13 protein-coding genes are annotated in these 13,889 nt (G+C 46.1%); 6 read left to right on the forward strand and 7 right to left on the reverse strand.

What is annotated here, in order from left to right; all coding sequences use genetic code 11:
* Positions 1-83: 83 nt before the first annotated feature.
* Entirely contained in the window at positions 84-392 is a 309-nt protein-coding gene (locus DLM76_RS11830; protein WP_118965317.1) for a HigA family addiction module antitoxin, read from the forward strand.
* Between the two features lie 2 nt (positions 393-394).
* Here DLM76_RS11830 and nadE read toward each other — a convergent pair whose 3' ends face one another.
* Entirely contained in the window at positions 395-2,329 is a 1,935-nt protein-coding gene (gene nadE / locus DLM76_RS11835; protein ID WP_118965318.1) for an NAD(+) synthase, read from the reverse strand.
* Positions 2,330-2,488: 159 nt separating this feature from the next.
* Between nadE and pyrE the strand changes: the two genes are divergently transcribed.
* Positions 2,489-3,052: an orotate phosphoribosyltransferase gene (gene pyrE / locus DLM76_RS11845; RefSeq protein ID WP_118957805.1), complete on the forward strand. Its 564-nt coding sequence runs from the start codon at positions 2,489-2,491 to the stop codon at positions 3,050-3,052.
* Positions 3,045-3,752 (forward strand): hypothetical protein, encoded by a 708-nt coding sequence (locus tag DLM76_RS11850; RefSeq protein ID WP_118965319.1) that lies wholly within the window; start codon positions 3,045-3,047, stop codon positions 3,750-3,752. The genes pyrE and DLM76_RS11850 overlap by 8 nt, the downstream gene beginning before the upstream one ends.
* A 30-nt stretch (positions 3,753-3,782) precedes the next feature.
* On the opposite strand, the gene DLM76_RS11855 is transcribed toward DLM76_RS11850, so the two are convergent.
* From DLM76_RS11855 to rlmD, 5 genes are all read right to left on the reverse strand, one after another.
* Complete coding sequence (locus tag DLM76_RS11855; RefSeq protein WP_118965320.1) at positions 3,783-4,730, reverse strand: hypothetical protein; 948 nt, start codon at positions 4,728-4,730, stop codon at positions 3,783-3,785.
* A gap of 73 nt (positions 4,731-4,803) precedes the next feature.
* On the reverse strand, positions 4,804-7,296 hold the full coding sequence (locus DLM76_RS11860) for an ABC transporter permease (protein ID WP_118965321.1): 2,493 nt from the start codon (positions 7,294-7,296) through the stop codon (positions 4,804-4,806).
* A 5-nt stretch (positions 7,297-7,301) separates the two neighbouring features.
* Complete coding sequence (locus tag DLM76_RS11865; RefSeq protein ID WP_118965322.1) at positions 7,302-7,988, reverse strand: ABC transporter ATP-binding protein; 687 nt, start codon at positions 7,986-7,988, stop codon at positions 7,302-7,304.
* 23 nt (positions 7,989-8,011) lie between these two features.
* A complete protein-coding gene (locus DLM76_RS11870; protein ID WP_118965323.1) occupies positions 8,012-9,136 on the reverse strand; it encodes a SpoIID/LytB domain-containing protein in 1,125 nt (374 codons plus the stop codon).
* 78 nt (positions 9,137-9,214) lie between these two features.
* Positions 9,215-10,585 (reverse strand): 23S rRNA (uracil(1939)-C(5))-methyltransferase RlmD, encoded by a 1,371-nt coding sequence (gene rlmD / locus DLM76_RS11875; RefSeq protein ID WP_118965324.1) that lies wholly within the window; start codon positions 10,583-10,585, stop codon positions 9,215-9,217.
* Between the two features lie 259 nt (positions 10,586-10,844).
* Between rlmD and DLM76_RS11880 the strand changes: the two genes are divergently transcribed.
* Genes DLM76_RS11880 through DLM76_RS11890 form a run of 3 tightly spaced genes read left to right on the forward strand, consistent with a single transcriptional unit; the run spans position 10,845 to position 13,414 of the window.
* On the forward strand, positions 10,845-11,825 hold the full coding sequence (locus DLM76_RS11880; RefSeq protein ID WP_118965325.1) for an ABC transporter ATP-binding protein: 981 nt from the start codon (positions 10,845-10,847) through the stop codon (positions 11,823-11,825).
* Positions 11,825-12,607: an ABC transporter permease gene (locus tag DLM76_RS11885; protein WP_118965326.1), complete on the forward strand. Its 783-nt coding sequence runs from the start codon at positions 11,825-11,827 to the stop codon at positions 12,605-12,607. The genes DLM76_RS11880 and DLM76_RS11885 overlap by 1 nt, the downstream gene beginning before the upstream one ends.
* Positions 12,608-13,414: an ABC transporter permease gene (locus tag DLM76_RS11890; RefSeq protein ID WP_118957816.1), complete on the forward strand. Its 807-nt coding sequence runs from the start codon at positions 12,608-12,610 to the stop codon at positions 13,412-13,414.
* Here the strand turns inward: DLM76_RS11890 and DLM76_RS11895 are convergent, their stop codons facing one another.
* On the reverse strand, positions 13,415-13,876 hold the full coding sequence (locus DLM76_RS11895; protein WP_118957817.1) for a hypothetical protein: 462 nt from the start codon (positions 13,874-13,876) through the stop codon (positions 13,415-13,417). It abuts the gene before it with no gap.
* Positions 13,877-13,889 lie beyond the last annotated feature (13 nt).

Raw genomic sequence — 13,889 nt, forward strand, 5'->3', positions numbered from 1 at the left:
AATATTTAGTCTTACGGAGATAGGAAAGATATCTTTCGGTCTACGAAAAATTAGTAAAATTTACCTTTTTTGAGTTTGTAATTATGAAAGTAAGAAGAACCTCTTTAAACCCACATCCCGGCGACGTATTGAAATACGATTTTTTAGAACCGATGTCCTTATCCGCCTATCGTTTGTCCAAGGATATTGGCATTTCCGAAAGTTTGATTTCTCAGATCATCAATCGTAAAAAATCGATTACACCGGATACCGCTCTACGACTCGCGAGGTATTTCAAAATGACTCCCGATTTCTGGCTCAATTATCAAATGGCTTTTGATTTGGAAGAGTTGGAACGAACCAAACAAAAAGAATATAACAAAATCAAACCGACAAATTTAAAGGTCGGTTGATTTTAAATTCCCGATCCCTTTTCTTCCGAAAGGATCGGGAAACGGAAACTCGATTTAGGATCGAGTCCGTACTCGTCCAGATGAAACGAAGGCGGCAGCCTTTCCCGTTTCCATTGATTTCTGTGAAACAATCCGATGTATTTTCGAACTGCATCTTCCAAAAAGCCGGGCGCCAATTTCTGAACCTCGGGATCTCCGCTCAAAAGTTGAACGATTTCCGAATAACCGGCGCCCCGTACCACAAACAATTCTTCGATCTTCTGTAACAAAGGATAGGGCATTAAATCCTTTTCGTCTTCCTGTTTGTCTTCGAGGGGTTTGAGTTCCGCGCTCGGAGGAGATAACACGATTTCCTTTACGGATTCGTATGCGGGAAGAATCGGATCTCTTCCTTCCGCGATAAAACGCATCCAGCGCAGAATGAATTCTTTGCTGACCCCGGTCAACGGCGCAACCGAACCGGAAGAATCTCCGTCCATCGTAGTATAGCCCGCACCCGCCTCGCTCCGATTGCCGGTGGAAAGAAGAAGATGTCCGTTTAAATTCGCGAGCATCCAGATGATCGGAGAACGGACCCGCGCCTGTATGTTTTGCAGAACAAGATTGTGTTGGTCCCAATTCAGCGAAACTCCGGTGATCTTGGAAATTTTTTCGGAGATGGTTTTTACTTCCGAATCGATCGTAAGATCTCCGTGGAGGGAACCCACGTCGTTCGCCAAAGCTTGGGCGAGACTTCTCGTGCGATCCGAATTGTTTTCCGTGGCCTGATACAAGGTGTAGAGAAGGGATTCTTCCGAAATTCCTTTCGATGAGAAGAAGTCTTCGCCGAGTTCCTGTTTGGCGATCTTTTTCATCGCGGTCACGAGCAGGGCGCAGGTGGAACTGTCGGCTCCGCCCGAAAGAGAAAGCGTATATCCCTTGGTTTTGGATTGGATTAGATAATCAAAAAGTCCTAATGCAACGGCCCGCGTAAAATCGCGATAGGATTCTTCTTCCTTTGTGATCGGAAGTTCGGGGATCGGTTGGTTGACTTTGGGAATTCGTTTCGGGAATTCGATTCCCAGATAGATTTTGTTTTCTTCGTTCGATTTTTTTTGGCCGAAACGATTTCCGGACGGGCGAAAGTTTTTGGCGCGGTCGGCTCTGGACGCGTCAAAGTCGATTTCCGAGGAACAAAGATTAAAATCTCCGAAGAAAAGCCGTTCCGATTCCGCGATCGACTTTCCGTTTTGAACGATCATAGAACCGCCTTCGAAGATCAATCTTCCGGATTCGTTTCCGCAAAGATTGGAAAAAAGATACACGTTAGACTCTCTTCTAGAACTTTCGCGGAAGATCTGTCTGCGCGTTCTTTGTTTTCCGAACGCGAAATGGGACGCGCCCGGCGAAAGGATCAGATCGGTTCCCGCTTCCGCGAGAGGAATCGAAGGCTTTTGCAAAACCCAGGAATCCTCGCAGATTTCCACACCGAAGGAGAAATGATCGGTTTCGAAAACGAGGGAACCGAACGGAACCGCGGAACCGTCCGGCGCCACGAAATTCTCCTGCGCTTCTTCCCCTCTTGCAAACCAACGGTTTTCGTAATGAACTCCCGTGGTGGCGAGGTTCGATTTGGGAACGATTCCGGCGACGGCTCCGTTGCAAAGAACGGCCGCGCAGTTGAATAAATACGGATTTTGAAAAACGGGAAGTCCGACGACTACGATCTTGTTTTCAGTCAGAGGAAGAATTCGAGTCAGAGTGTTCCAGGATTCTTTCCAAATGCGCGGAAAGAAAAAAGAATCCTCGCATCCGTACCCGGAAATGCAAAGTTCCGGGAATAGGATGAGGTCCGAATTCGTTTCGAGTTCGAGAACTTTTTTGATCTTCGCGAAGTTCCCTTCAAAATCGAAGACTCTCGTTTTGAGAGAAACGGACGTAAGCCTGACTGACTGCATGTTTTACAGGATTCAGGCTCGAATCCGTTTTGAAAGTGTTTTTTGTTAAGAGAATAGAAATGGAACTTGAGAAATTCGGATCTTTTGCTAAAACGGTTTTCAGATTTTTTTTTAGAAATTCACTGGTTAAATCCTACCGCACCGGAATCCTACAACAAGATGAAACAAGAACTTCTCGAACTCATCCGTTCGCACGCTTATCGTTATTCGGAACAACCCTTTACGCTCGCATCGGGAAAACAATCCAGACATTATTTCAATTGCAAAGAGATCACTCTCGTTCCCGATCGATTGGAACTCCTCTGTAAGTTCATTGTAGAACAGCACTTAAAGGATTCCGGAATTTTAAAACCGGAAGCCTTCGGCGGTTTGACGATGGGCGCCGATCCGATCTGCTACGGAATCAGTTTGGAATTCAGAAAACAAAAGTTGAACGTTTATCCTTTGATCGTGCGTAAACTTTCCAAGGACCACGGAACCAAAAAACTCGTGGAAGGAGCGGTTCACGCGGTCAAAACCTGCGTCATCGTGGACGACGTGATTACCACCGGCGGCTCCACGATCCAAGCGATCCGTTCGATGCGCGATTCGGGAATCGAAGTGACGCAGGGGATCTGCATTCTCGATCGTCAGGAAGGCGGAATGGAAGCGATTCTCGCGGAAGGAGTTCAGATGTTTCCTATATTCAAAAAAAGTGATTTTGGAAACCTGCAGCATGACTGAATTCGCGTACGATTTTAATAAGTTTCGGAAGAATCTGATTCTCCGTTCGGCCGCGGTGATTCTTTTGTATCTCGCGTTTATCGCGTGGAACTTTCTCAAAGTTCCCGAGGAAAACCGAGAAGACTTCGTGCGGATTTTCGGTCTTCTTTCTTTGGTTCTCGGATTTCTTCTCTATCGGAATTTTTCCAGACAGATCAAGGTGTTGAAGGGCGCGAAGGTGGAACTGACTTCCAACGCATTACGGCTTTTTAATTCCAAGGGACAATCTCTCGAAACCAGATTGAAGTCCATCGTTTCGATCGAAAGGGATGTGTTCCGTTCCTACGTTCGTTTTTTGATCGCAACCAAGGAAGATCAAATTCCCGTTTTGAATCTTCTGGAACCGGATCGTTTTCAGGAAGAGTTGGAAAAGAATTCGGGGAAGAAGGTCGTACTTCAGGAATCCAAGGCCGGTTTTCTGCATCCGAAAACTCTTTTGTATTTTCTTCCTTCCTTTGTCGCGTTGGGAGTCGTTTTATATCCCGCGTTCCATCTCCGGATCGAATCCTTTTATCTGATCGCAAACGTAAACGCATTGTTGGTTGCGGTCTATTTTCCGGAAGACAAGGTCAAACTCGTCTATTCCGCCAAACGGAGATGGATTTTTCTTTTGGGAGCGCTTTTGATCGCGCAGTGTTTGATCTACTTAAAGGTTCTGTAATATTTTAAAAATCGGATATTGTCCGGTTTTTTAGAGCATTCTCGGTTTGGAGAGGGCGTTCAGCTTTCTCTGCACGAGTCTTCTTAGCTCGGTCATTTCTTCCAGATAGGAAGCGAGAACCTTGTCGACGTTGATGTTCTTTTCCATCTTGACAAGATTGTCCCGGATCAGTTTCAGATTTTCACCGTCGGTCACTTTCCCCGATACGATCAGTTTTTTGACGGTCTCGAACTCGCATTTGCGAAGATGCACGCGCAGTAAAAATTCCACCGAAAATTTAGAGACCATTCTTCCCCAAGGACTGTTCGGATTGAGATTGGCCGCTTGCGCCTGCGCTTCGATTCGATCGGCTGCCCTTTGCGAAGGAACGGGACCGAAGGAATTCGAAAAGGAAGTTTTGGACCGGGAAGGTTCGTCGGCGATATCCTTTCCTTCCGTCGGAGCCACGTCCCCTTTCGAAATGAGAATTTCTTCCATGGCCTGAACGCGGAATTCTTCCTGGAAATCGTTCGGGTTGTTGTTCATCATTCGGATGAATTCTTCGAGCATCACGGCGATGTTGACGATTCTTCCGATCGGAGTGTTGTTCAGTTCCCGGATTTTCGGAAAGAGTTCTCTCGTGATGAGAGAAGGGGATTTCTTTTTGTAATACGTCGCCTCGTAGAGACGTTCGAGTTTTTTCTCGGCGTAGTATTTGAGGTCGTGCAGAATTTTGAGATCCGCGTACGCATACGCGTCCACGCCGGGATCGTTCATCTTACTCGCTTTTTCATCGGGCAATACGATCTTGATGATGAAGATGATCTTCGCTTCGCGAAGCGCTTCGAGGATGTTTCGTATATCGTCGGGCTCCCTCGAAAAGAGGGACATCAGTTCCTTGATAAACGTATCCGAAGTCGGAATTTTATCGTCCTCCTGAAGATTGACTCTTTTGATTTCGGAAGCGATTTCCAGCGAAACTTCGCTCAAGGCACTCATAGGTTGAACATCCTACGTGGATTCAGGTTGTAAATCAAGTTGGTTTTCATCGCGAAAGCGGAACGATCCTCGCCTATTCCCGGCTGATTCGGAATCCGAGTTTTCTCAAAGTATACAAGGGGACGGCGCAGGAAAGAATTCCGAGGATCGGCGACAACACGAGAAAAAAGAGAGGCACTTCGGGGGACACGGTGAACTTCAAGGTCCAACCGAACGCGTTCTTATTGATGACATACAAGACGACGGGGGAAAGAACGAATGCGAGGAGAATTCCCCAAAAAGTGGAAACGACCGTGATAAAAACGCTCTCAGTCAACAGAATACTTCCGAGTTGTCTTTGATCCGCGCCGAGATATTTCAAAATTCCAAGAGTCGTTTTTTTCGAAATCAGATTGTGAAGCAAGGAAGAGATCAACGAAATCATAGCGATGATAAACGCGGTGGTTTTGAGGGTTCCTAAAATTCCGAACACCTTATCCACACCATCGGTGTAGAGTTCCCGTAGTTCCTTCGAATTTAACAATTTCAGGGAAGAATTTTGTGTAAGAATTTCGGCGATAGAACGTTCCGCTTGTCGCTGATCCGCGTTCTTCTTTAGAAAAATCTTAATCGAATTGTATCCTTGGATTCCGAAAAATTTTTCGTAGTTTCCGATATCCATCATGATCGTTCCGCGTTCGGAAAAAAAGTGTTCCTTGATTCCGCGGATCAGAAATTCCTTCGGGCCGAGTTTGGTTTCGATCGTAATCCTGTCTCCGACTTGGAAGTTTTGAAGATACGCCATATTCGAGGAAATCAGAAGTTCGTTCTCGTTGACGATCCTACGTTCGGGAGAATGTTCCCGATCGTATGCGGAAAAAGTATATGCATGAATCGTAAAGTTTCCCCGGTTCGTTGAAATTCTCGTGTTGACGCAGAAGCCGTCCAACGAAGCGACTTCGGGAATCTTACGGAGTTCGCTTAACAAAGAGATCGGAACTCCTCCGTGAATTCCCGCCGCCAAGTTCGCCGTGTTGATGATCGTAAGCTCGGCGGGAAATTCCGCTTCGACCCAGTCGTTTAAGGATCTGCGGTAACTGTCGGTCAGGATCGAAAGACAAACGACCAGGGCCGTGGCGAGCATCAACGTCGCGGAGGTTAGAGTGTTTCGAAAAGGCTGGTTTCTCGTTTCTTCCAAGCCTACTTTCATAAACACGAAGGAACGATCGGATCGTTCGCTGAGCCGAAAAAAGAACGCGGTAAGAATCTTAAACACCCAGGGAAAACAAAGTGTGACTCCGATCACGATTCCTCCGATCCCCAAAAGACCGGCCCAAGGAAACTTGGAACGAACCGGCAAAAAGGCGACAAAGGAAAAGATCAGAAGAAGCAAAAGTCCGATCGCAAAAAGACGAGTGTCTCGAACGCGAACCGTGCCCGAAGCGGATTCCCGCAAAATTGCAATCGGTGAAATTCTTCCCGCACGGAACGAAGGAAAGGCAGCGGAGATAAACGAACCCGCGATCCCGATCGCTAAACCGAACATCCAAGTGGAGGAGGGAATCGACTTGTACGTTTTGAGATAAGAAAGATCGGCGGAGGCCGCTTCCGGACTGAAAAAATCCAATCTGGAAAATAGAAATCCTAAACCGAGTCCGAGAACGCTTCCCACAACTCCGAGCAGCATCGCTTGCGAAACGAAGAGCAAAAACGTGTGACCCGGGCTCAGCCCCATCGTCTTTAAAATTCCGAGTTCCTTTTCACGACTGACGTATAAACCGGACATCGTGTTGGAAACCATAAAGAAGGCGATGATCAAAGAGATAAAAGAGATCACCAAAAGATTGAGTTGAAACGAACGCAAAGCGTTTCCCGATTTTTCGCGGATGTCTTCGATCGTTTCGATTCGATAATCGGATCCTAATTTTTGCTCGAGAATTCTTTTTTGTTCCGATCGAAACTCGTTCGGTTGAACGAGAAGAAAACTAACGTTTCCGTTCGTTTCGAAACGTTCCATCGCGGATTCTATGTCTTCCATCAGAATGCTTCCGCCTTCCGTATCGAATGGGATCGGATTTTCGAGGGAAAAAATTTGAGAACCGTTGCGAACGTTCGCAACGCGAGACGCGATCTTTTCCGAAAGAGAACGGCTAATCCAAACGCGGGCGAGCGGATTCGTTTCCTTCTTTGCAAGGGAAGAATTCGGATCGAAACGGAACTCGGACGTTTCTTTTAAAAAATCCAAACCGATATATACGGCTCGGATCGAATCGTTTAAGATGACTTCTTTTTGAAAACGAGGCGTGATCTTTACGATCCAAGGCAGGGAAGGATCGGAAGACAACGTTCGAATGAGAGAAACGGGAAGATTCTGTTCTCCGAGAGCGGAAGAAATTTTGATCTTGTATTCTCCCTGAAAGTATCCCATCGCAAAGTCGGTGAGGCTTTTTTCCGCCTTCATTCCGTTTGCGGTCGTCGATATGAAAAGCCCGACTCCGAGAGAGATTCCGGCTAACGCAAAGAAGGCGGCCGTTTTGTGGCTGCGAAAGTATTCGAAGAGAAAAAGGATATAAATCCGAAAGGACATCGGTCTCAATCCGTAAGAATTCCGTCCGCCATTTTCAGACGGTATTCTCCGAGGGAACCGAGTTTTTGATCGTGCGTGACGATGAACAAAGTGAAGCCGTTTTGTTTTTGTAAATCCACGAGAAGACGAATGACGTTCTCCGCGTTTTTCGTATCCAAGTTTCCCGTTGGTTCGTCCGCCAAAATGAGGGAAGGATTTTTGCAAACGGCTCTTGCGATCGCTACCCTTTGTTGTTCCCCCCCGGAAAGTTCGTCCGGTTTGTGGAGTTTTCGGTCGGTCAATCCGACTTTTGCAAGGGCTTCTTCCGCGGTTTTGCGGGCTTGGGCTTTGCCGATGCCGGAGATGTATAAGGGAACGGCGACGTTCTCCAGAGCGTTTAAATAGGGAAGTAGATGAAAGAATTGGAATATGATTCCCGTGTCCTCTCTTCGATAACGCGTGAGCTCCCGTTCGTTCATCGAATGAAGAGACTTTCCGTTGACGATGACTTCTCCCTGATCGGGCGTATCGATGCCGGAAAGTATATTCAAAAAAGTTGATTTTCCGGAGCCCGAAGGTCCCATCAAGGTGATGACGGAAGAACTGGGAATGTCCAATTCCAATCCTTTGAGAACTTCCGTTTTGAGTTTTCCGCTTTGATAGGACTTGCGAAGATTCGCGATTTTGATTCGTTTCAAGTCGGGCGTTGTCATTGTTTGGCGGGAGTTCCCACGGTTTAACGGGTGATTCTTGCCAGCTCGGTTCCCGGATAATAGTGTCTGAGAATTTCGACGTAGTTGTAATTCTCTTTCGCCATTCCGAAACTTCCCCATTGACTCAAACCCACGCCGTGACCGGAACCCATTCCTTTCACGAGATAACCGTTTCCTTCTTTCTGAATTCCGAAACGCAGGGAGCGAACCGGAGTTCCAAGGGCTTGTCTGAATTCTTTACCTCGGATTCTGGAATTTCCTTCGGTTCCGGAAAGTTCCATGAGATCTACTCTTCCCGAAGCGGTTCTGGAAAGAACTTGAATCGATTGAATTTCACCGAGTTTTAAGTTCGAGAATTTGGAATTGATGAGATCCGCTGAAATCGTTTCCTTCCAATAAAAGTTATCACCCGCGCGGTCGAACTCGGATGCGACCGTGGAAAGATACGGAATTCTTTTGCCGCCCCATACGTTCTCAGGCGTTTCGGTTTTACCGCCGCTGTTGGAATGAAAGAATGCTTGGATCGGAGTTTCTTCGTAAACCGCCATTACCCCGGTCGTGTCCTGCACTGCTTTTGTCGTGGATGGATGTTCCTTTTCATAACCGCCGTATACTTGGGAATTGGTGGTCGCTTCCACGTCGTAGAGTGCATTCTTTTTATTTAATATTTCACGGACCGCATACGTTCTCGCGCAGATCGCCTGCGCCTTCAACGCTTCCATCGGCCAGCTGTACGGAACTTCGGAAGGGACGACCGCGTACAAATATTCCTCTAAAGGAAGAACGTTCACCACAAGAGCCGGACCTTGGCCTTGAGGAATCAGATGAATCGAACCTCTTACTTTTAGAGATTTGAATTCCAAACCCGGGTTTTCTCCCGTAAAACGAATCGGCGCTTTCAAACGGGAAGCGTCGAGAGAGATGATATCGATTCCTTTTTTAATGAGAAGATCATTCGCGTCGTAGACGGAAATGATTCCTTCTCCGCGGATCTGAAGATCGCCTTCTGCCTTGCCGAGAAGAACCCGTACTTCGTGAACCGAACGGCTTTTGTAGGGCGGAGTCCAAGGACGAATGATGACGGTATTACAACCGACTTCCAAAAGAATGACGGAAAGAATCAAAAGTAAAACTAGTTTTCTGGTCATAAGAATTCCCGGAGATACGTCTATCTCTCTTCTTGAATATCGAAGGGATTCGAAAATCCCTGCAGAGATTTTTGGGTTTTATGCCGTTCTGGAAGTAAGAAGCGCGGCGGATTCGAGATGCGGAGTCTGCGGATACGGGTCCGTGATGAGAATTTTTCGAATCTGAAACGTATCTTTTAATTTCCAAAGATCCTCTTTTTGAGAGGTGGGATTGCACGAAACATACAGAAACGAAGCAATCTTAGAATTTCGTAAAGCCTCGATTACGAATTCGCCCAGACCGGCTCGCGGAGGATCTGCGATCAGAAAATTCTTTTCTTGCGTTTGGAAGAGAGCGTCCAAGCCGGGAGAAGCTTTTTTTGCGAATAAGTCCTCACGGAGATAGGAAAACTCCACATTCGGAAAATCGGAGGACATTTGTTTGCGTGCAATTTCCAGAGAACTTTCGATCGAATCGATTCCGGTGATCTTCTTAAATCGATCCGCAAAGATCCTGCTGAAAAAACCGGAGCCGCAAAATAGATCGATGAGATGTTCGGACGAGGATGGAATTTCTTCGCGGATAAAATCCAAAATCGGTTGGAAACCGTTCGGATTCGGTTGAAAGAAAGAATCGAACGGAACCCTGAATTCTTTTTCGGAAACGAGTTCCAAATAGGATTCCCTGCCGCGGAGAACCTTTACTTCTCCGATCGCCGAAACCTCTCCCTTTCTGCGGTTGTAGCAAAAGAGAATGTGATCGGCACGTAACGTTTCGAGACAAGCTTCGGAGAATTCTTGTTCCTCTTGCGTATTTTGAAATTCTTCCACGAACGTAAGAATCGTCATCAGCTCGGAAGTGTTCTTCGCTTTTCGAAGAGTTATGTATTTTAGAAATCCTGCATCCGATTTTCTGTCATACGGCAGTTGCGGAAATCGGGAAATCAAATCGCGAAATCTTTGGAGTTCCGCGTTGGATTCGGAGCTTTGTATAAAACAGGAATCGATGTCCACGATATGACGAAAAGAACCGGATTCTCTCTGACCTACGATCGGACCCGGAAACACCGCAAAGTCCATTCGATTTCTGTAATGATAGATTTCTTTCGCGGGAAGAAGAATCGGTTCGATTCCGAAATCGCGCCGATAACTTTCCGCTAAACTCGCCGTTTTGAGAATGAATTGTTCTTCATAAGGAATGTGCTGTGCGGAACATCCTCCGCAACGAGTAAAAACGGGACAACGCGGTTCTACGGCTCTCGGAACCTGGGAGATCAATTCGAGTTTGGCGGACGGTTTGCGCCGTTTCTTTTTAAAAAGCGTTACGTTGTATGCGTCGCCGGGAAGAGAATAGGGAACTTCGATTTTGTTTTTTTCTACGATTAGAATTCCGCGAAGATTGGAAGCGATTCTTTCTACGGAAGCGGCATGAGTCGGGGGTTGCGGCCGCGGCTTTGAATCGTTTTCCATGAATGTCACGATAGAATCGCGTAGGCCTCTGTAAATCGCTTGTTTGGAGCGGGGGGTTGAAATTTTTCCGATCGGTTTCAATCGATCAACGGATTCAATTGAAGCTCAAGTCAGGTTGAAGTTTCATTTTTATTTTCAGAGTCGTATTTTTTATTCTATTTCGGAAGGAATCCAGTCTGATATATGCGATTGCGGTTTTAGATTTCCTTCCAAACCGACGTTTGATTTTTTAGATCTGTAATGCGGAGCTTTTTTATCATTGATCACAGTTAAAAACCTCAAAAAGAATTTTATCATATCGAAACGAAAGCCGGGATTCCTCGGAGCCCTCGGATCGTTATTTTATTCCAATCCGGAAACCATTCATGCCGTGAATGATATCTCTTTTTCGATTCAACCGGGAGAATTTATCGGTTATATCGGCCCGAACGGGGCGGGGAAGTCCACGACCATTAAATTATTGACTGGCGTGTTGACCCCGGATTCCGGATCGATCTCGATTTTCGGTTTGGATCCTTCCAAGGACCGAAGAGAAAATTCCAAACAGATCGGAGTTGTTTTCGGACAAAAGACTCAGCTTTGGTGGGATCTTCCCGTGGGAGAATCCTTCGATCTGCTTCGGTCCATCTACAAAATCGACTCCAAAGATTATAAAAAACGAATGGAGATGTTTCGCGATCTTTTAGGACTCGACGAATTCTTTCATCAGCAGGTCCGCAAATTGAGTTTGGGACAAAGAATGAAGGCGGAGATCGGCGCAAGTCTGCTGCATTTCCCGAAAGTGTTGTTTTTGGACGAACCCACGATCGGCTTGGACGTTCTTGTAAAGGAACGCGTTCGGGAATTTATCCGTACGATCAATCGAGAAGAGAAGGTTACGATTCTGTTGACGACACACGACGTTCAGGACATCGAAACGCTCGCGAAACGAATCGTGCTGATCGATCACGGAAAGATTCATTTCGACGGAGATCTGGATTCGTTTCGCAATTTAGGAGGAACGGATAACGTAGTCGAAATAGGATATAAGGGAAACGGGACATTGAAACTTCCTTCCGAATTTCACTCGATCCAAAACGGGAACCCGAATTCGATTCAAGTTACCGTAAAGGAAGGAGAATCGTTAAACCGACTTCTATCGTTTTTGGGAGAATCCGGTTTCGAAATCCTGGAAGTAAAACATAAGAAACCGGATCTCGCGGCGGTCATCAAACAGATGTACGGCGAAAGGAAAGCCTGATGCTGTATTTAAAGGTCATCTCCAAGGCGTTCCAAAGATCGGCCACGTATCGTCTCGAATACTTTACAGGAGTTTTGAACGCGGTGCTGTATCTTGCGATTCTCACTTCCGTTTGGCAATCGGTTGCGTCGAATGAATTCGGCGCAGGAAGGGACCGGAATTCTCTCGTGCTGTACGCGGTTCTTTCCACTCTGATCAAGGTTTCTTTCGGAAGACAGGACGGACTTATCTCTTCTAAGATCAAGAACGGAACGATTCTTTTTGATCTCTTAAAGCCGATCCGATTTCCGTTGATCGTTTTTGCGGATACGATTGGAGTCAGTTTGTATCATTTGTTTTCGAGGGCGCTTCCTTTGCTGCTGCTTGCCTATTTCGTTTTGGATCTCAGCTTTGTTCCCGATCCGAACGCATTCTTACTCTTTGCCGTCGTTTATATCCTTGCGTTTCTGATTTTCTTTTTGATCGGATTTATGATCTCGTCCCTTTCGTTCTATTTTACGGAGATCTTCTCCTTCTTTCTTTTGTATTTTGCGTTGATTACTTTGTTTTCGGGAGCGGTGATTCCTTTGGATCTCTTTCCTGAATTCTTGAGGAACATTTCTTCCTGGCTGCCGTTTCCATATATGTATTATTACCCGACTCAGATCTTAACTTCGGGAGAATACGGAATGTCCTTTTCGGAACTGATGTTTCGTTATTGTCTGATGATCGGAACGTTAACCGCTCTTTCCTCCGCGGTTTATCTTTCCGGTTTGAAGCGTCTGGAGCTAGCGGGAGGTTAGATGTCTATCTCATCGATCAAAACATATTTCAAACTCGCGCTTTCCTCCATTCAATCGCACATGGAATATAAGGCGAGTTTTTGGATTTATCTTGTAACATTACTCGTATATTATTCCGCGCAGGCGGGAACGATTTTCATACTTCTTTCCCGATTTTCCTCGATCGGCGGATGGAGTCGGGGAGAAATCGCGTTTTTATACAGCTTACTTATCTTCGCGCAGGGAATCGTAGCCTCGGTTTTTTCGGGAATGGTCGAGTTCGGTTCCTTGGTGAGGGACGGAAGTTATGATCGTTATCTTTTACGCCCTCTTTCTCCGATCGGTCAGGTGCTGATGAATCACTTCGACATCACGGGGCTTTTGCACCTCGTGTTGGGAATCGTCACCTTCCTGGTCGCAAATCAGTTTACGAATATTGAATGGACTTTTTGGAAGGTCTGTATGCTGTTTCTTTCCGTATTCGGGAGCGCGATGATTTTGGCGGGAATTCGGATCGCGATCGCGTCGATCGCGTTTTATGCGGTCCAGAATTATTCTCTGGTGCATCTATTCATATTTTCGAGCAGAGAGTTTATGATGTATCCGATGAATATCTACAACGTTTCGATTCGGATCCTTCTTACCTTTTTATTGCCTCTCGGTTTCGTGAACTTTTATCCGGCTCACTATTTTTTAGCGAAGAATTCCGAATCTCTATTTCATCCTTTCTTTATATACTTGAATTTTCCCGTGGGCTTCCTGTTGTTCTTCGGATCTTTGTTTATCTGGAAGAAGGGACAACGTCGTTACGAATCCACCGGAACTTGATTACTTGAGTTCGAGAGTTTCGATACCCGACTCGGTGAAGATCTCCTCGTATTTGGAAATGAAAGGAGCTTCTTTTTCGATTCTCTCTTCGATCGCCATTCCCTTGATTTCGGATTCGCTGTAGGTTCTCATAAAATCTCTTGCCGCGAGTCTCTGAACCAACTCATCCCAGAAGATGCTGTCCTGATATTCGGTGATCAGATCGGAGATATCCGTCTTTTCTTCGAACTCTCTTGTGAGATAATGAAGTTCTTCTTCGCTATCGTACGCGACCAGGTGAGAAACTTCCAATGCCTTTGCATAAGAGAGAATCTGCTGTTCCATATCTTCATAAGCGTCATACGAATCCAATCGATCGGGAGCGGGCTCTTCTTCCTCTAAGATGGAATGATAGAGAAAGCGGGTGATCGCTAAGGATTTCAAAAGAGCTTCGTATTGTTCGCGCGTAAGTTCGATATTCATTGCAATTCCCATT

It is taken from the genome of Leptospira yasudae (assembly GCF_003545925.1).
GTDB lineage: Bacteria > Spirochaetota > Leptospiria > Leptospirales > Leptospiraceae > Leptospira > Leptospira yasudae.